The organism is Knoellia subterranea KCTC 19937 (assembly GCF_000768685.1).
Lineage (GTDB): Bacteria > Actinomycetota > Actinomycetes > Actinomycetales > Dermatophilaceae > Knoellia > Knoellia subterranea.
This window is the reverse complement of sequence record NZ_AVPK01000001.1, coordinates 517954-535203: the sequence shown is the minus strand read 5'-3', so window position 1 is coordinate 535203 and position 17250 is coordinate 517954. Positions and strand designations below refer to the sequence as shown.

General features: G+C 68.6%; 14 protein-coding genes, 1 tRNA gene and 1 pseudogene. 7 read left to right on the top strand and 9 right to left on the bottom strand.

Annotated elements, in window-relative coordinates:
- Positions 1 to 18 precede the first annotated feature (18 nt).
- Together N803_RS02435 and rfbA are read right to left on the bottom strand one after the other, a co-directional pair.
- Positions 19 to 612: a dTDP-4-dehydrorhamnose 3,5-epimerase family protein gene (locus N803_RS02435; RefSeq protein WP_035902316.1), complete on the bottom strand. Its 594-nt coding sequence runs from the start codon at positions 610 to 612 to the stop codon at positions 19 to 21.
- Positions 612 to 1490: a glucose-1-phosphate thymidylyltransferase RfbA gene (rfbA, locus tag N803_RS02430; protein ID WP_035902315.1), complete on the bottom strand. Its 879-nt coding sequence runs from the start codon at positions 1488 to 1490 to the stop codon at positions 612 to 614. Before rfbA ends, N803_RS02435 begins: the two co-directional genes overlap by 1 nt.
- A 61-nt stretch (positions 1491 to 1551) precedes the next feature.
- Between rfbA and rfbB the strand changes: the two genes are divergently transcribed.
- Positions 1552 to 2562, top strand: a complete 1011-nt coding sequence (gene rfbB / locus N803_RS02425; protein ID WP_035902314.1) for a dTDP-glucose 4,6-dehydratase — start codon at positions 1552 to 1554, stop codon at positions 2560 to 2562.
- Entirely contained in the window at positions 2559 to 3410 is an 852-nt protein-coding gene (gene rfbD / locus N803_RS02420; RefSeq protein ID WP_035902313.1) for a dTDP-4-dehydrorhamnose reductase, read from the top strand. The genes rfbB and rfbD overlap by 4 nt, the downstream gene beginning before the upstream one ends.
- A gap of 1 nt (position 3411) precedes the next feature.
- On the opposite strand, the gene mmuM is transcribed toward rfbD, so the two are convergent.
- A complete protein-coding gene (gene mmuM, locus N803_RS02415) occupies positions 3412 to 4296 on the bottom strand; it encodes a homocysteine S-methyltransferase (protein WP_035902311.1) in 885 nt (294 codons plus the stop codon).
- A gap of 48 nt (positions 4297 to 4344) precedes the next feature.
- Here mmuM and N803_RS02410 point away from each other — a divergent pair, with 48 nt between their 5' ends.
- On the top strand, positions 4345 to 5313 hold the full coding sequence (locus N803_RS02410) for a zinc-binding dehydrogenase (RefSeq protein ID WP_035902309.1): 969 nt from the start codon (positions 4345 to 4347) through the stop codon (positions 5311 to 5313).
- Between the two features lie 7 nt (positions 5314 to 5320).
- On the opposite strand, the gene N803_RS02405 is transcribed toward N803_RS02410, so the two are convergent.
- Both N803_RS02405 and N803_RS18475 read right to left on the bottom strand, forming a co-directional pair.
- A complete protein-coding gene (locus tag N803_RS02405) occupies positions 5321 to 6016 on the bottom strand; it encodes a GDSL-type esterase/lipase family protein (protein ID WP_035902308.1) in 696 nt (231 codons plus the stop codon).
- A gap of 2 nt (positions 6017 to 6018) precedes the next feature.
- Entirely contained in the window at positions 6019 to 6195 is a 177-nt protein-coding gene (locus N803_RS18475) for a DUF6104 family protein (RefSeq protein ID WP_169743028.1), read from the bottom strand.
- A gap of 61 nt (positions 6196 to 6256) precedes the next feature.
- Here N803_RS18475 and N803_RS19145 point away from each other — a divergent pair.
- Both N803_RS19145 and N803_RS02400 read left to right on the top strand, forming a co-directional pair.
- Positions 6257 to 6706 (top strand): annotated as a pseudogene (locus N803_RS19145) (fibronectin type III domain-containing protein); the annotation flags it as partial.
- A 93-nt stretch (positions 6707 to 6799) separates the two neighbouring features.
- Entirely contained in the window at positions 6800 to 8398 is a 1599-nt protein-coding gene (locus tag N803_RS02400) for a hypothetical protein (protein WP_245616964.1), read from the top strand.
- Between the two features lie 90 nt (positions 8399 to 8488).
- Here the strand turns inward: N803_RS02400 and N803_RS02395 are convergent, their stop codons facing one another.
- From N803_RS02395 to N803_RS02385, 3 genes are all read right to left on the bottom strand, one after another.
- Positions 8489 to 12382 carry a multifunctional oxoglutarate decarboxylase/oxoglutarate dehydrogenase thiamine pyrophosphate-binding subunit/dihydrolipoyllysine-residue succinyltransferase subunit gene (locus N803_RS02395; RefSeq protein WP_035902306.1) on the bottom strand — a complete coding sequence of 1298 codons (3894 nt, stop codon included), beginning with the start codon at positions 12380 to 12382 and terminating at the stop codon, positions 8489 to 8491.
- 235 nt (positions 12383 to 12617) lie between these two features.
- The gene (locus N803_RS02390) at positions 12618 to 13412 is read right to left on the bottom strand and encodes a YhgE/Pip domain-containing protein (RefSeq protein ID WP_035902305.1); all 795 of its coding nucleotides are present in this window, start codon (positions 13410 to 13412) and stop codon (positions 12618 to 12620) included.
- Positions 13412 to 14431, bottom strand: a complete 1020-nt coding sequence (locus N803_RS02385; RefSeq protein ID WP_035902303.1) for an ABC transporter ATP-binding protein — start codon at positions 14429 to 14431, stop codon at positions 13412 to 13414. Before N803_RS02385 ends, N803_RS02390 begins: the two co-directional genes overlap by 1 nt.
- Positions 14432 to 14573: 142 nt before the next feature.
- Between N803_RS02385 and N803_RS02380 the strand changes: the two genes are divergently transcribed.
- Complete coding sequence (locus tag N803_RS02380; protein ID WP_156969628.1) at positions 14574 to 15932, top strand: hemolysin family protein; 1359 nt, start codon at positions 14574 to 14576, stop codon at positions 15930 to 15932.
- Positions 15929 to 16966, top strand: a complete 1038-nt coding sequence (locus tag N803_RS02375) for a hemolysin family protein (RefSeq protein ID WP_035902299.1) — start codon at positions 15929 to 15931, stop codon at positions 16964 to 16966. Before N803_RS02380 ends, N803_RS02375 begins: the two co-directional genes overlap by 4 nt.
- 194 nt (positions 16967 to 17160) lie before the next feature.
- On the opposite strand, the gene N803_RS02370 is transcribed toward N803_RS02375, so the two are convergent.
- Positions 17161 to 17232, bottom strand: a tRNA-Arg gene (locus N803_RS02370).
- Positions 17233 to 17250 lie beyond the last annotated feature (18 nt).

The window sequence follows — 17250 nt, the reverse complement described above, 5'->3', positions numbered from 1 at the left end:
CTCCGGACCGGCCCGCGCTCAGGCGCGGGAGACGAAGTCCTGCCACGCGGCATACGTGGGCAGGAGACCGGACTCCCGCGCCTCGGCGAGGGACGGTGCCTGCTCGTCCTTGGGTGAGAGCGTGACCGCCAGATCCGCGGGGATCGCGAGTCCGACCTCGGGATCGAGCGGGTGGATGCCGTGTTCGCCCGTGGGGTTGTAGGCCGCCGTGCAGAGATACATGGCCGTGGTGTCGTCCTCCAGGGCGCAGAACGCGTGGCCCAGTCCCTCGGTGAGATAGACCGCGCGCCGGTCGGCCGTGTCGAGGAGCACCTGCTCGACGGCCCCGAACGTCGGCGAGCCCACCCGCAGGTCGACGATGAAATCGAGGAGGCTGCCGCTCAGGGCGGTGATGTATTTGCCCTGTCCCGGCGGGATGTCGGCGAAGTGGATGCCGCGCACGGTGCCCCGCGAGGACACCGAGATGTTGGTCTGCACGATGTTGGGTCGGTGGCCGAGGTGTTCCGCCAGACGGTCGCCGCGGAACGACTCGAGGAAGACGCCACGGTCGTCCGAGAACTGGCGGGGAGTGACGACGAAGGCGCCCTCGATGCCCAGGGGTTCGATCTGCATCAGTTCTGTCCTCGTCCCTCGGCCAGGCAAGCATGGATGTAGTCGCCGTAGCCGCTCTTGACGAGTGCGTCGCCCAGGGCGGAGAACTCGGTGTCGTCGATCCAGCCGGCGCGCCACGCGATCTCCTCGACACAGCCGATCTTGGTGCCCTGCCGTGCCTCCACGACGTGCACGAACTGGCTCGCGTCCATGAGGCCCTCGAAGGTGCCGGTGTCGAACCACGCCGTGCCACGGGGGAGGACCGTCACGGTCAGGTCGCCGCGGCGGAGGTAGGCGTCGTTGACCCCGGTGATCTCGAGCTCTCCGCGCGCACTGGGCTTGAGGTCGCGGGCGATCTGGATGACGTCGTTGTCGTAGAAGTAGAGCCCGGGGACGGCGTAGCTCGACTTCGGCGACGCCGGCTTCTCCTCGATCGAGAGGACCGTCCCGTCCTCGTCGAACTCGACGACGCCGTAGGCCGAGGGTTCACTCACGTGGTGGGCGAAGACGTGCCCGCCACGCACGTCGGTGAGGTTGCGCAGGGACCGACCCAGGCCGGAGCCGTAGAAGATGTTGTCGCCCAGGACCAGGGCCACCGACTCGTCGCCGATGAAGTCGGCTCCGATGATGAACGCCTGGGCAAGTCCGTCGGGACTGGGCTGGACGGCATACGAGATCTCGATGCCCCACTCGCGACCGTCGCCGAGGAGGCGCTCGAACTGTTCCCGGTCCTGAGGGGTCGTGATGATGAGGATCTCGCGGATCCCCGCCATCATCAGGGTGGCCAGCGGGTAGTAGACCATCGGCTTGTCGTAGATCGGCATCAGCTGCTTGCTGATTCCACGAGTGATGGGGTGGAGACGCGTGCCGGAACCCCCAGCGAGGATGATGCCCTTCATGGCGGCAACCCTAGCGATCGGCACGAACGTGCGCAGTGGGCGCTCGGGCTAGGGTTTGCGGGTGCGCACCCTTGTCACCGGCGGGGCCGGATTCATCGGCTCCAACTTCGTCCACCTGACCCTCGACTCCCGACCGGACGTCGAGATCACGGTCCTCGACGCCCTGACCTATGCCGGGTCCCGCGCATCGCTGGCCGGGGTCGAGGATCGCATCGAGCTCGTCGAGGGCGACATCGCCGATGCGGAGCTCGTCGACCGGCTCGTGGCCGACCACGACCTCGTCGTCCACTTCGCTGCCGAGTCGCACAACGACAACTCCCTCGACAACCCGTGGCCCTTCGTGCAGACCAATGTCGTCGGGACCTTCACGCTGCTCGAGGCGGTCCGCCGGCACGGCAAGCGCTACCACCACATCTCGACCGACGAGGTCTACGGCGACCTGGAGCTCGACGACCCGACGCGCTTCACCGAGGCCACCCCCTACAACCCGTCGAGTCCCTATTCATCCACCAAGGGTGCGAGCGACCTGCTCGTCCGGGCCTGGGTGCGGTCCTTCGGTGTGCAGGCCACGATCTCGAACTGCTCCAACAACTACGGCCCGCGCCAGCACGTCGAGAAGTTCATCCCACGCCAGATCACCAACGTCATCGACGGCGTGCGTCCCAAGCTCTACGGCGACGGACTCAACGTCCGCGACTGGATCCACGTCGATGACCACAACCGTGCCGTGTGGGCGATCATCGACCGGGGCGAGATCGGCGAGACCTACCTCATCGGAGCGGACGGCGAGGTCGACAACCGCACGGTCGTGCGCGACATCCTCGAGCTGATGGACCAGGGCGCGGACGACTACGACCACGTCACCGACCGCCCCGGCCACGACCGCCGCTACGCCATCGACTCCACGCGCCTGCGCACCGAGCTCGGCTGGGCGCCCGAGTACCCGAGCTTCCGTGAGGGGCTGGCCGCCACCATCGAGTGGTACCGCACCCACGAGGACTGGTGGCGCCCGATGAAGGACGCGACCGAACGGAAGTACGCCGCGACGCAGACGGTCGTGGAGCGCTCGTGACCCGGTGGCTCGTGACCGGTGCCGCCGGCATGCTCGCGACGGACCTGTTGCCGCTCCTCGATGCAGCAGGGCACGACGTGACGGCCCTGACCCGGGCCGACCTCGATGTCACCGACCACGCTGCCGTCGCGGAGGCGATCGAGGGACACGACGTCGTCGCCAATCTGGCTGCGTGGACCGCGGTGGACGACGCGGAGACCCGTGAGGCCGACGCTTTCGCCGTCAACGCGGTCGGTGCCGCGAACCTCGCTACCGCCTGTGCCCGGTCCGGAGCTCGTCTGGTCCACGTCTCGACCGACTACGTGTTCTCCGGCGACGCGACCAGCCCGTATGCCGTGGACGCACCGATCGCTCCGCGCTCGGCCTATGGGCGGACCAAGGCTGCTGGGGAGTGGGCGGTGCTCGCCCACTGCCCCTCGGCGTGGGTCGTGCGCACGGCGTGGCTCTATGGCGCCGGTGGCCCGAACTTCGCCGCGACCATGGCTCGACTGGCATCGGAGCGGGACACCCTCTCGGTCGTGGACGACCAGCTCGGACAGCCCACGTGGACGGCGGACCTCGCAGCAGCGATCGTGCGACTCGTCGAGGCCGACGCGCCCGGGTGCATTTGGCACGGGACGAGCGGTGGCGAGACGACCTGGTTCGGGTTCGCCCGCGCCATCTTCGAGGAGCTGGGACTCGACCCGGAACGGGTGACCCCGACGACGACCGATGCGTTCCCACGTCCGGCTCCGCGGCCGGCATACTCGGTCCTCGGTCACGACCGCTGGACGGCGACCGGTCTCGACCCGATCCCGGACTGGCGGGACGCCCTTCGCCGAGCGGCCCCCACTGTCCTGGGCGTCTGACTCAGGCCGCGAGCACGGCGGAGAGCGCGCGGATCCCGGCAGCATCGATGCCGCAACAGCCGCCGATGAACCGTGCGCCGTGGTCCCGCCATCGCTGCACGGACGCCGCACTGAACTCGCCCCGCCCGTCGTCCGACCAGGTCTTGTCGACCGGGTCGTAGGTCGCCCCCGCATTGGGGTAGACGACGAAGGGGAGGTTCGGCGTCGCCGACTCGAGGAGGGTGTCGAGGTGGCGGGGCGCCGTGCAGTTCACGCCGACAGCCACGGCCGGGCCCCGCACGACGTCGACGGCCTCGGCGAACGGCGCTCCGCCGGTGAGCCGTCCACCGTCGGTGGCGGAGTAGGAGACCCAGTACGGAAGATCGGGCGCGACCTCGGACAGGAGGTCGACGACGACCTCGGCCTCGAGGAGTTCGGGGAGGGTCTCGACCGCGACGAGGTCCGGTCCGGCCGCGACCAGGCGCTCAAGACGCCGGGCATGGAAGTCGCGCAGAGTGGCTCGCCCGGCGTCGGGATAGCCGGTGTACTCGGAGCCGTCGGCTCGGTGTGCCCCGTAGGGGCCAACCGAGGCGGCGACCAGGGCGCGATCGCCAGCAGCCTCGCGGGCCAGCCGGATCGACGTCTCGAGATCGGCGTCGCACTGCTCCGCGGTCAGGCCGACGTCTGCGTATCCGGCATGGCTCACCTGATAGGACGCCGAGATCACGATGGCCGCCCCGGCAGCGACGAAGGAACGGTGCGCCGCGACGATTTCCGAGGGTGCGTCGTGCAGCAGCCGGGCGGACCAGAGCCGGCCCGACAGATCGTGGCCGCGTGACTCCAGCGCCGTGGACAGACCACCGTCCACGACGATGGGACCACTCCCGAGGAGTGCGTCAGGGGTCATGGTCACATCGTCGCACTGCGGCGAATCCGTTTGGGTAGGGTCGGATTCATGCTCGCAGTCGCCGCCGTCGCCCAGTCCCAGACCGACCCGCTCGCCGGCCTCGAGGTGGGGGAGCGGCCCGATCCGCAGGCCCGTGACGGCTGGGTGGTGGTCGACGTCAAGGCCAGTGCCCTGAACCACCACGACGTCTGGTCACTGCGCGGAGTCGGACTGCCGGCCGACCGGCTGCCCATGGTCCTCGGCTGCGACGCCGCAGGAATCGACCCCGACGGCAACGAGGTCATGGTCCACGCCGTCATTCCGTCCGAGGGCTGGAGCGGCGACGAGACGCTCGATCCGCGGCGCACCCTGCTCTCGGAACTCCACGACGGAACCCTCGCGACCAAGGTCGCCGTGCCCCGGGCGAACGTCGTGCCCAAGCCGGCGGAACTCAGCTGGGAGCAGGCCGCATGCCTCCCGACAGCCTGGCTCACGGCATACCGGATGCTTTTCACGAACGCGGGAGTCCAGCCCGGAAGCACGGTCCTCGTGCAGGGTGCCGGCGGTGGTGTCGCGACCGCACTGGTGCAGCTCGGCGCGGCCGCCGGGATCCGCGTGTGGGTGACGACGCGCGACGCAGCCAAGGGCGAGCAGGCCGTGGCGCTGGGGGCCGACCGCGCGTTCGGCTCCGGGGAGCGCCTCCCCGAGCGGGTCGACGCCGTGCTCGAGACCGTCGGAGCGGCCACGTGGTCGCACTCCGTGAATTCCCTGCGACCCGGCGGCACGATCGTCATCTCGGGTGCGACCTCGGGCGACGCACCGGCCAAGGCGGAGTTGACGAAGATCTTCTTCAAGCAGCTGCGGGTCGTGGGTTCCACGATGGGCAGTCGTGCAGAACTCCAGCTCCTCGCCAACTTCGTGGTGAACCAGCGGATCGAGCCGCTCGTCGACTCGGTGATCCCTCTCGCCGACGCCCGCGACGGCTTCGCGAAGATGGTCGACGGTCAGGTGACCGGAAAGATCGTCTTCACGAGCTGACTGCGGGTCAGATCCGGAGCCACTCGTTCCAGCCGTTGTGGAGGACGAGCCACGCGATGAGGCCGTAGCCGGCTTGACCCGGGTGGTGCCCGTCGCGGCTGGCGGCCAGCTCCGAGCTCCACTGGTCGTGACCGAGCAGCGGTCGGAAGCAGTCGACGAACGGGACGCCACGGCGGGCGCAGACGTCTGCCTGCGCGTCGACGAGGACGGCGAGCTTGTCGTTGAACGCCTGATCGCTCGTGGGCGGGTTGCTCACCACGAACGTGGAGACGCCGTTGCTCGCGGCCTCGTCGAGGATGTTGGCGAGATTGAGGCGGTGCCTCGCGAGGGTGACGCCTGCGGCGATGTCGTTCGCCCCGCACGAGATGACGAGACGCCGTTCGCCGCGTGACTTCCACCGCGGCGGGCACTCGGTGTGCCACCGGGCGAGGATGTCACCGCTGGTCTGGCCGCGGACACCGAGGTTGTAGGACGTGAACTCCACCTCGGGGTGGTGCGTACGGCCGACCACGCGGGTCACCCAACCCTGCCCCTTGGGATCGCCGACACCGGCCACCATGGAGTCGCCGATGAAGACGACGGCCACGTCGCGCGGGCCCTCAGTGGGCACGGTGAACTCCGCACTCGGGCGGAACTCGATGTCCCCCGCGGCCTCGTCGCTCGCGTGGCTCGGGTCGTCCGTCGTGGTGGTGTGGTCGGTCATCGTCAGTCGTCCTCGTCGTCGAGGCGGGCCAGCCAGGTGGCGAGCCGTTCGACGGGGGTCTCGAAGTCGGGGTTGAGGTCCACGAAGGTGCGCAGCTGCTCGGCGAGCCACGCGAAGGTGACTTCCTCGTCGCCACGTCGCGACTCGAGTTCCTCGATCCCTCGGTCAGTGAAGTACACGGATCCACCCTATGTGGCGGGCCCTACGGGAGGCTGAAGGCCGTGCCGTACTCCGGCGAAAATGCGCGAGCGGGTCGCCGGATCTGCCATACTCCCTCGGCGGCGATGTGGCCGGGTGTTCGAAGGAGAACTCATGCTGGAGCGCACGACGCGGACGATCTGGATGGCGACGGTGCTGATGTCCCTGCTGGCATGGGGCCAGCCGCACGCAGCCACAGCCGCTGGTCCCGGGGACGGTCTCGCGGCCACGGGCGTTCGGTCCGAGGCCCTTGTGGGAACCCCCAGTGCGCCTCGGGAGGTTGGGATCGAGGCCACGGCGCGCGGGGCGCTCACAGTACGGTGGGCGAGTCCAGAGGACGATGGCGGAGCGCCCGTTACCGGTTACAGGCTCGTACTCAATCCCGGCGCACGCTCGGTTCTGGTGGGTCCTGATGCGCGGACCTACACCTTCACCGGCCTGGCGGACGACAGCGAGTACACCTTCAGCGTGACGGCAGCGAACTCGTTGGGCCAAGGTGTCCCCTACGAGTACTACTGGCCCACGAGGACGTGGGGGCTTCCTGCCACCCCAGCGGTGGGTCGGGTCACGGCCTACCGAACGACCGTGAACGTCGAGTGGTACTGGACTTCGACGTCGAGTCCGATCGACGACTTCGTCGTCACGGACCTTTCGACGCGTCGAAGCCTGATCGTGCCGCGACCAGCCCAAGGCAGAACGGCGACCGTGCTCTTCGACAGCATGGATCCGACCATCGGCCATAGCTTCGTCGTCACGGCCCGCAACGTCGTGGGTTCCTCTGACACCTCGGGGCCCTCCGAAACCGTCTACGTCACCACGGAGCCGCAGGCACCTGTGATCACGGGTGAGATTCGTCCGAATGGTGACGTATTCGTCTCGTGGCTGCGGCCTCTGGGGTACGACCGGATCGACCTGTATGAGGTGTGCCAGCACCGTCTTGACGGCGCCACGGTGCGCTGCCAGAGAACTCGGTACGGAGACTGGACTTTCACGGACTCTCGCGCGGGCCAGACGTTCGGTTACACGGTGCGCGCCAGCGGGGAGTTGGGCTTCGGGCCGGTGTCGCAAGAGATCAGGCTCACGACATCCACGGGATTCGGAAGCGGATACCACCCCGTCACCCCGCGACGTGTGCTCGACACCCGGTACGGAACGGGTGCCCCGAAGCGTGCTGTGGGGCCCGGTGAGATCGTGAATCTTCTCGTGCCGTCGCTGCCTGCAGGAACGCGAACAGTCACCCTGAACCTGACGGCCACTGGCTCGACTGCATCCACCTACCTGCAGGCATGGGCCTCCGGTTCCGTGCGCCCCGCAGCGTCGAACCTCAACGTTGCACCGGGACAGACGGTCGCGAGCCTCGTGACTGTTCCGGTCGGTTCTGACGGTCGCATCCTCCTGCGCAACAACACAGGTTTCGTGCAGGTCATCGCAGACCTCGCTGGGTACACCACGCCCACCGGAGGGTCCGTAGCCGTGGCACACCCCGGGACGCGCCTCGTGGACACCCGAACCGGCATCGGTACCCTTCCCGGAAAGTTGCGTGCCGGCGGCACCCTCAGCTTCGGCGCTCAGTCGGAGGCAGGGTACCCAGAACCCACGGCGGTGATCGTCAACATCACGGCGACGGGAGCGACGTCGCGAACTCACCTCACCGCCTACCCGAGCAATGCCACGCAACCCACCGCGTCGAATCTCAACGTTGCGGCTGGCGAAACGGTGGCGAACCTCGCGGTCGTCCGACTGGATGATCGGGGCCACGCGGACCTGACCAACTTCGCGGGTGAGACACACGTCATCATCGACCTGGTGGCGGTGTATGCGGTCGACACGGGAGCAGGCTTCATCGCCACGGCACCCACCCGGGCCATGGATACCAGAATCGGATTGGGCGCACCGGGCGCAGTGGGGAGCACCCCGGTCAGCCTTGCGCTCCCTGACGTGCCGCTCGGTGCTCGTGCCGTGATGCTTCGAACGACAGTGACAGGTGCCAACCGCAGCGGGTACATGCAGACGCACCCGGAGTTCAGCCTGAGCGGCGCCTCAACCTTGAACTTCAGGGCGCAGCAAACCGTCGGAAACTCGACGGTCGTGCCGGTCGATGCACGGGGGGTAGTGCGATTCAGCGTCCCCGAAGGGGTTCAGGCCCACCTGATAGTCGATGTGGCCGGTTACTACCGGCGCTGATCAGCGAGAGACGTTTCCGCACGAGGACAACACAACAGCGTGGCCCCGGCAGGATTGCCGGGGCCACGCTGTTGTCTGCCGAAGGTCGGGTCAGCGGTTGAAGGCCGCCGCGATGAGCTCGGCCTGCTCCTCCTGGTGCTTCTTGTTGGAGCCGGTGGCCGGGGAGGCCGACGCCTTGCGGGAGATGGCGCGCAGCGGACGCTGGACGCCGTGCTCGGCGAGAGCCTGCGGCAGGTTGAGCGCGAGGAACGGCCACGCACCCTGGTTGGCCGGCTCGTCCTGGACGACGACGATCTCGGCCTCGGGGTACTTCGCCAGTTCGTCAGCCAGTTCCTTGCCGGGGAGCGGGTAGTACTGCTCCAGGCGAAGGATGGCGGTGCTCGTGTCACCACGCTTGGCGCGCTCGGCCTCGAGTTCGTGCACGGCCTTGCCCGCGGCCAGGAGGACGCGGTCGACGGTGCCGCTCGTGGCCCCGTCGCGGTCGGGCAGGACGGGTCGGAACGTTCCGGTGGTGAAGTCCTCGGGCATGCTCGACGCCGCCTTGAGGCGCAGCATCGACTTCGGCGTGAACACGATGAGCGGACGACGCGGTCGGGCGTAGGCCTGGCGACGCAGCAGGTGGAAGTAGCTCGCCGGCGTCGACGGGTAGGCCACCGTCATGTTGTCCTCGGCGCACATGGTGAGGAAGCGCTCGATGCGGGCGGAGGAGTGGTCCGGTCCCTGTCCCTCGTAGCCGTGGGGCAGGAGCAGGACGACGGAGGACCGCTGGCCCCACTTCTGCTCGGACGAGGAGATGAACTCGTCGACGATCGTCTGGGCGCCGTTGAAGAAATCGCCGAACTGCGCCTCCCAGAGGACGAGCGCATCCGGCCGCTCGACGGAGTAGCCGTACTCGAAGCCCATCGCGGCGAACTCCGACAGCAGCGAGTCGTAGACCCAGAAGCGCGCCTGCCCCTCACCGAGGTAGAGGAGCGGCGTCCACTCGAGAGCGGTCTCCTTGTCGATGAGGACGGCGTGGCGCTGCACGAACGTGCCGCGACGGCTGTCCTGACCGGCGAGGCGCACCGGGGTGCCCTCCTTGAGGAGCGACCCGAAGGCCAGGAGCTCACCGGTGGCCCAGTCGATTCCGCCCTGGCTGATGCTGCCGACGCGCTTGTCGAGCATCTGCTGGAGCTTGGGGTGCACCGTGAAGCCGTGCGGCGGGTTGGCGAAGACCTCGCCGATCGCCTTGAGCTCCTCGGGGGAGATCGCCGTGTCGGTGGCGGACCGGGTTGCCGCGTCGGCGGTCTGCGCGGTGGGCGGCTCGAGGCCGGTGTGGCCCTCGACGTCCGTGCCGGTGTAGTTGTCGTCCGCTGCCTGCGCCGCGTCGGCCTCGTTCTGCTTGAGGGCCTCCTTGGTCTCGACGAAGACTCGCTCGAGCTGCTGCTGGTAGTCGCGCAGCGCGGCCTCGGCGTCCTCGACCGTGATGTCTCCGCGACCGATGAGGGACTCGGTGTAGAGCTTGCGGACGCTGCGCTTGGCCTCGATGAGGTTGTACATGAGCGGCTGCGTCATCGACGGGTCGTCGCCCTCGTTGTGTCCGCGACGGCGGTAGCACACCATGTCGATGACGACGTCCTTGGCGAACTCCTGCCGGAACTCGTAGGCGAGTTCGGCGACGCGCACGCACGCCTCCGGGTCGTCACCGTTGACGTGGAAGATCGGCGCCTGGATCATCCGCGCGACGTCCGTCGAGTACGTCGAGGAGCGCGACGAGCTCGGCGACGTCGTGAAGCCGACCTGGTTGTTGATGACGACGTGGACGGTTCCGCCGGTGCGGTAGCCGCGCAGCTGCGACAGGTTGAGCGTCTCGGCGACGACACCCTGGCCAGCGAACGCCGCGTCACCGTGGAGGAGCACGGGCAGGACGGTGAAGTCCTCGCCGGCGAGGTTGAGGCGGTCCTGCTTGGCGCGCACGATGCCCTCGAGCACGGGGTTGACGGCCTCGAGGTGCGAGGGGTTGGCGGCGAGATAGACCTTCGTCGTCGCACCGCCCTCGGCGGTGAAGGTGCCCTCGGTGCCGAGGTGGTACTTCACGTCACCGGAACCCTGGACCGACTTCGGGTCCTGCTTGCCCTCGAACTCGCGGAAGATCTGGCCGTAGGACTTGCCCGCGATGTTGGCGAGCACGTTGAGACGACCACGGTGCGGCATGCCGATGCAGACCTCGTCGAGCTCGTCCTCGGCAGCCCGGGACAGGACGCGGTCGAGCAGGGCGATGACCGACTCGCCACCCTCGAGCGAGAAGCGCTTCTGGCCGACGAACTTCGTCTGGAGGAACGTCTCGAAGGCCTCGGCGGCGTTGAGGCGACGGAGGATGCGCAGCTGCTCCTCGCGGGTCGTCTTGGCGTAGCCGACTTCGATCTTGGACTGGATCCACTCGCGCTGCTCGGGGTCCTGGATGTGCATGTACTCGACGCCGATGCTGCGGCAGTAGCTGTCGCGCAGGATGCCGAGGATCTTGCGGAGCTTGAGGAACGGCTCGCCGCCGAAGCCGCCCGTGGCGAAGTAGCGGTCGAGGTCCCAGAGCGTCAGGCCGTGGCTCGTGACGTCGAGGTCCTGGTGGCGACGCTGCTTGTATTCGAGCGGGTCGGTGTCGGCCATGAGGTGGCCACGCACGCGGTAGGCGTGGATGAGCTCCTGGACGCGCGCGACCTTGTTGATGTCGTCGTCGTGCGTGGCGGAGATGTCCTGGACCCAGCGCACCGGCTCGTAGGGGATGCGCAGGCTCTCGAAGATCTCGTCGTAGAAGCCGTTCTCGCCAAGGAGTAGCTGGTGGATGACCCGCAGGAACTCGCCGGACTGGGCGCCCTGGATGATGCGGTGGTCGTAGGTGCTCGTCAGGGTGAGGATCTTGGAGACGGCGTTGCGGTTGAGGGTCTCGTCGCTGGCGCCCTGCCACTCGGCGGGGTAGTCCATCGCGCCGACGCCGATGATGGCGCCCTGACCGGCCATGAGGCGCGGCACGGAGTGGACGGTGCCGATGCCGCCGGGGTTGGTGAGCGAGATCGACGTGCCCTGGAAGTCCTCGACGGTGAGCTTGCCGCCGCGGGCCTTCTTGACCATGTCCTCGTAGGCGGTCCAGAAGTGCGCGAAGTCCATCGTCTCCGCGGCCTTGATCGACGGCACGAGCAGCTGGCGGGTGCCGTCCGGCTTCTCGAGGTCGATGGCGAGACCGAAGTTCACGTGGGCCGGTGTGACGAGGACGGGCTTGCCCTTCTCGTCGGTCGTGAAGCCGGTGTTCATGGCCGGCATGACACCGAGGGCCTTGACCACGGCGTAGCCGATGAGGTGGGTGAAGCTCACCTTGCCGCCACGCGAGCGCGCGAGGTGGTTGTTGATGACGATGCGGTTGTCGACGAGGAGCTTCGCCGGGACCGCGCGCACGCTCGTCGCGGTCGGGACGGCGAGCGACGCCTCCATGTTGGTCACGACGCGCGCGCTGGCCCCGCGGATCGGGGTGTTCTCCGGCTCGTTCACGGCACCCTCCGACTTGGTGGGCTTGGCGTCCCGGGGCGTGGGGGCCTCGGTCGGGGTCGCGCTGGTGGCCGGGGCGTTCGCGGGCACGGGCGCGGGCGCAGCAGCAGGTGCGGGAGCTGCGGCAGGTGCAGGAGTTGCTACAGGTGCAGGAGTTGCTGCAGGAGCAGCGGGCGCGGGCGCAGCGGCGGCGGGCGCGGGCGCAGCGGGAGCCGGGGCGGGAGCGGGAGCCGCGGGAACGGCAGCCGGCGCGGGGGCGGAGCCGGCGGCGGGAGCCGTGCCGTCCTGGGTCACACCATTGCCGCTGCCGGCGTGTCCGGAGGCCGGGTCGTAGTCAGCGAAGAAGTCCCACCACGCCTTGTCGACAGAGTTCTTGTCGTTCTTGTACTGCTCGTAGAGCTCATCCACCAGCCACTCGTTGGGGCCGAAGGCTTGCAGGGGATCGCTCGAAGCGGGCTGGTCAGGCACGGCGGTTACGCCTCTTTCTGCGTGTTGACTCGCGGGTTCACGTGTGCGGTCAGCCTATCTCTCCGTGCGGTTCGCGCGAGCGTGGGTCGGTCAGGTCGGCGGGGTCGTCCCGCGGAACGAAACGAGCCGGTATGCCGGGTGGCTCGCACCCGGCATACCGGCTCGTCTTTTCGTGTCCTCACCGCGGTGGGAACCGGCCCCTGAATCCGGCTCCGCGCCCGCGGTGAGGCGGTCCCTACGAGATGTCCTGACGAACGGTGCGCCAGGTGCCGAAGGCACTGAGCGCCGCGGCGTAGGCGGCGAGGACGAGGGCCGCCGCCCACCACGACAGAGGCTTGACCTCGACTCCGCTCTGGGTCACCCCGTTGACCATCGCGTTGGTCGCCTGGCTCGGGAGGTACGGCACGACTCCCTGGAGCGCGTCGACGAAACTGAGTCCGAACCCGAGGAGCGGCTCGATGATCCAGGCCACGCCGACCCCGACGAGGATGGCGGCAACCTGGTTGGGGATGAGGATGCCGACGCCCAGACCGATGAGCGCCCACAGTCCCAGTGCGAGAAGGCTCAGAGCGAGCGTTCGAAGGACCTCTGTCGACGGGAACGGGTCGATGTCGCGAAGCGAGAGGACCATGGCACCGACGGAGACGGAGCCGAGCAGGCTGATCAGACCGTAGACCGCGCCGATGCCGAGCAGCGCCACGATCTTGGCGAACATGGCCGTGACCCGCTTCGGTGTCGACAGGAAGGTCGACGTGATCGTCTTGTGGCGGTACTCGGAGCCGATCTGCATGATCCCCACCGTCAGCATCAGCAGGTAGCCGACGCTGAGCCCTCCGGTGTAGACGGAGTTGACGATCTGGGTCGCGCTGCCCTCGACACCGGTCTGGTCGGCCGTGATGTCGTCGGAGGTGAGGGCCCAGCCGAAGAAGCCGGAGAAGAGCGCGGCAGACACGAAGATGCCGATGGCCATGCCCCACCAGAGGCGGGTCGTGAAGAACTTGCGGAACTCGGACTTGATGGCGGCGCCCATCACTCGTTCGCCCCTTCCTGGCCGGAAATGGCATCGGTCTCGTGAGGTGCGTGGGTTGTCGGAGCGGTCGCTGTGGGGACAGCGTTGCCGTCGCCGAGGTTGCGGTTCGTGCCTTCGGTGAGTTCGAAGAACAGCGCCTCGAGGTCGGCCTTGCGGTCGCGCAGCTCCCAGATCGGCAGCCCCGCGCGGAGAGCGACGTCGCCGACGAGGCGCTTGTCGGTCGTCTCGACGATGAGCTCGCCGTCATCGCCCGGCTGGGCCAGGACATCTGCGACGCGGAGGGCGCCGGCGAGCTGGGCCGGGTCGGACGTCCGGACGATGGTCGAGGGGGCGCCACGCAGTTCGGACATGGCGCCGGAGCGCACCATCCGACCGTTGGCGATGATGACGACGTCGTCGACGGTCTGCTCGACCTCCTGCAGGAGGTGGCTCGAGACGAGGATCGTCTTGCCCTCGTTGCTCAGGTGCCGGAGGAAGCCGCGCAGCCACCGGATGCCCTCGGGGTCGAGGCCGTTCGACGGTTCGTCGAGGATCAGGACGCGCGGGTCGCCGAGGAGTGCGGCGGCGAGGCCGAGGCGCTGTCGCATGCCCATGGAGTACTCACCGGCGCGCTTGCGCGCGGCAGCGGGTATGCCGGTCAGCTCGAGGAGTTCGTCGACGCGGCTGTCAGGCAGGCCGCCTGCGGCGGCCAGGACGCGCAGGTGGTCACGGCCGCTGCGTCCGGGGTGGAAGTTCGTGGCCTCGAGGGCCGACCCGACGATCGACTGCGGGTGATCGAGGTCGTGGTACTTCTGCCCGTCGATCGTCGCGGACCCCGCGGTAGGGTGGATCAACCCGAGGAGCATGCGCAGCGTCGTCGTCTTGCCGGCGCCATTCGGGCCGAGGAAGCCGGTGATCCGACCGGGCTCGACCTCGAAGCTCAGGGTGTCGACCGCCTTGAAGGCGCCGAAGGTCTTGGTGAGGTCTCGTGCCTCGATGCGAGCGCCTCGCGTCGAGGTGGTGGTCTGGGCGGTGGTCATCGGACGACACCCGGTGGGTGCTGGAGGCTGGCCATGCCCCCGAGTCTCGCAGGCTCACGTGGCGTCAGGGTCAACCTCATGGTGGAACCGGGCTCCGCCCGGAGGGGGACGTGGCCGCTCTGCTCCTAGGATGGTGCGCACTATGACCGAGTGGTTACTCGTCCTCGCCGGCATCGCGCTGACGCTGGGGACCGCATTGTTCGTTGCCGCGGAGTTCGCGCTCGTCGCACTCGACCGGCCCACCGTCGAGAAGGCCGTCGAGCGCGGCGAAGGGGGCGCCCGCTCCGTTCTGACCTCGCTGCGCGCACTGTCGACGCAGCTGTCCGCCTCGCAGGTCGGCATCACCCTCACGACGCTCGTGCTGGGCTTCCTCGCCAACCCGTCGATCGGCGCCCTCCTCCTCGGTCCGCTCGAGTCGCTGGGGCTGGGGGAGTCCTCGGCAGAGCGCGTGGCCTCGGTGCTCGCCATGGTCATCGCGACCGTGTTCTCGATGATCGTCGGCGAGATGGTGCCCAAGACGCTGGCCATCTCCGCGCCGCTCGCGACGGCGAAGTGGGTTGCGGGTCCGGTGCGCTGGTTCGCCCTGGCGTTCAAGCCCTTCATCCACGTCCTCAACGGGACCGCGAACTCCGCCCTGCGCGCCATGGGTGTCGAACCGCAGGAGGAGCTCTCCGCGGCGCGCAGCCCCGCTGAGTTGGCGTCCCTGGTCCGGACCTCTGCCGAGGCCGGAACTCTCGACCTCGGCACGGCGCGGCTCGTCACGGCCTCCCTGACGTTCGGCGAGCAGACTGCCGCCGACGTCATGACGCCGCGCTCGCGGGCGACGGCCATCGACCGCTCGGCGTCGGCCCGTGAGTGCGTGGAACTGGCCCGCAACACCGGCCACTCACGCTTCCCTGTCATCGACGACGACTGGGACGACGTCGACGGGGTCGTCCACGTCAAGAAGGCCATCGCCGTCCCGCACGAGCGTCGCGACGACGTGCCCGTCTCGGCCCTCATGACCCCGCCGCTCGTGGTGCCGGAGACCATCCGGCTCGACCCGCTGCTCATCCACCTCCGCGACAGCGGCCAGCAGTTCGCCATCGTCGTGGACGAGTACGGCGGCACGTCCGGTGTCGTCACCCTCGAGGACCTCGTCGAGGAGATCGTCGGTGAGGTGTCCGACGAGCACGACCGCAGTCAGACGACCGGCCGCAAGATGACCGACGGTTCCTGGACGGTGCCCGGGCTCTGGCGACCCGACGAAGTGCTCAGGCGCACCGGGATCGAGATCCCCGAGGGGCCGGCATACGAGACAGTCGCCGGATTCGTCATGGCCGAGCTGGGACACGTGCCGTCCGTTGGCGAGGTCGTCGAGCTCCCGGGCTGGCGGATCACGGTCATCGACATGGAGGCGCGGCGCGTCGATCGGTTGCGTTTCACCCCGACCCCCGCTGACGGTGAGGGCCTGCGCGACGCCGGTCCCGGTGAGCCGAACGAGGAAGGAGCGCCCGCATGAGTGTCGGAACCATCCTCATCACGGTCGTCCTGCTCCTCGCCAATGCCTTCTTCGTCGGGGCCGAGTTCGCAGCAATGTCGGCACGCCGCAGTCAGCTCGAACCCCTCGCCGATGAGGGCAACAAGCGGGCGCAGAAGGCCCTCGACGCCATGTCTCGCACCGGAATCCTGCTCGCGACGGCCCAGCTCGGGATCACTGTCTGTTCGGTGCTGCTCGGTGCGGTGTCCGAGGCGGCTCTGCACCACGCGCTCGTGGGGCCGGTCGAGGCGTTGGGTGCTCCCGAGGCCGTCGCCGACGTGCTCGCGCTCGTCCTCGCCCTCCTCGTGGTCGTCTTCCTCCACGTCGTCGTCGGCGAGATGATCCCGAAGAACCTCTCCATCGCGACGCCAGAACGCGCCGCCATCGCGTTGGTCCCGGCCCTCGTGGTCGTGTCCCGCATCGTCAAGCCCGTCATCAGCGTCATGGACTGGGTGTCCAAGATGTTCGTGCGAGCTTTCGGGGTCGACCCCAAGGACGAGTTGGGCTCCGCGTTCACGGCGGAGGAAGTGGCACAGATCGTGTCCGAGTCGCACAAGGAGGGACTCGTCGAACCGGAGCAGTACGGCCTGCTCGGCGCAGCCCTCGAGTTCAGCGACAAGGACGCCGGCGACGTCGGCGTGCCGGTCGACCAACTCATCACCGTCGACACCGAGACGACGCCGGACGCCATCGAGCGACTCGTGGCCCGCCACGGCTTCTCCCGATTCCCCGTGGTCGACGCCGGAGGGACGCTGTCGGGCTACCTCCACCTCAAGGACGTGCTCTTCGCGGACGAGGAGGAGCGCCTCCAGCCGGTGCCGTCGAAGCGGATCCGGAGGATGGCCAACGTGCGCCGGAGCGACGAGGTCGAATCGGTGCTCGCCACGATGCAGCGCACGGGTTCCCACCTGGCCCGGGTCGTGGCCGATGACGGCGAGATTCTGGGCGTCGTCTTCCTCGAGGACGTGATCGAGGAGCTCGTCGGCGAGGTGACGGACTCGAGCCAGCGCGGCTGAAGTCGCGCCGGGGAGCACAAAGGCCAGTCGAACGCGCTTCGCGCGTGGACTGGCCTTGGGTGCCCCCGGCAGGAGCCGCGGGGTCAGTCACCTCGTACCTCGGTGTCCGACACCCGCTCCCGTCATCCCGCCGGGGCACGCAAACGACGCAGACCTGGAAAGCGCTCCGCGCAATCCAGGTCTGCGTCGTTGGGTGCCCCCGGCAGGATTCGAACCTGCGCTCCCGCCTCCGGAGGGCGGTGCTCTATCCCCTGAGCTACGGGGGCTCGGAACGGTTTCGAATG

Excerpts from the sequence above, each read along its gene's own strand:
- N803_RS02410 (WP_035902309.1), top strand. The coding sequence starts at position 4,345 with ATGCTCGCAGTCGCCGCCGTCGCCCAGTCCCAGACCGACCCGCTCGCC.
- N803_RS02390 (WP_035902305.1), bottom strand. The coding sequence starts at position 13,412 with ATGGGCGCCGCCATCAAGTCCGAGTTCCGCAAGTTCTTCACGACCCGC.
- rfbA (WP_035902315.1), bottom strand. The coding sequence starts at position 1,490 with ATGAAGGGCATCATCCTCGCTGGGGGTTCCGGCACGCGTCTCCACCCC.
- mmuM (WP_035902311.1), bottom strand. The coding sequence starts at position 4,296 with ATGACCCCTGACGCACTCCTCGGGAGTGGTCCCATCGTCGTGGACGGT.
- N803_RS02385 (WP_035902303.1), bottom strand. The coding sequence starts at position 14,431 with ATGACCACCGCCCAGACCACCACCTCGACGCGAGGCGCTCGCATCGAG.
- N803_RS02435 (WP_035902316.1), bottom strand. The coding sequence starts at position 612 with ATGCAGATCGAACCCCTGGGCATCGAGGGCGCCTTCGTCGTCACTCCC.
- N803_RS02405 (WP_035902308.1), bottom strand. The coding sequence starts at position 6,016 with ATGACCGACCACACCACCACGACGGACGACCCGAGCCACGCGAGCGAC.
- N803_RS02380 (WP_156969628.1), top strand. The coding sequence starts at position 14,574 with ATGACCGAGTGGTTACTCGTCCTCGCCGGCATCGCGCTGACGCTGGGG.
- N803_RS02375 (WP_035902299.1), top strand. The coding sequence starts at position 15,929 with ATGAGTGTCGGAACCATCCTCATCACGGTCGTCCTGCTCCTCGCCAAT.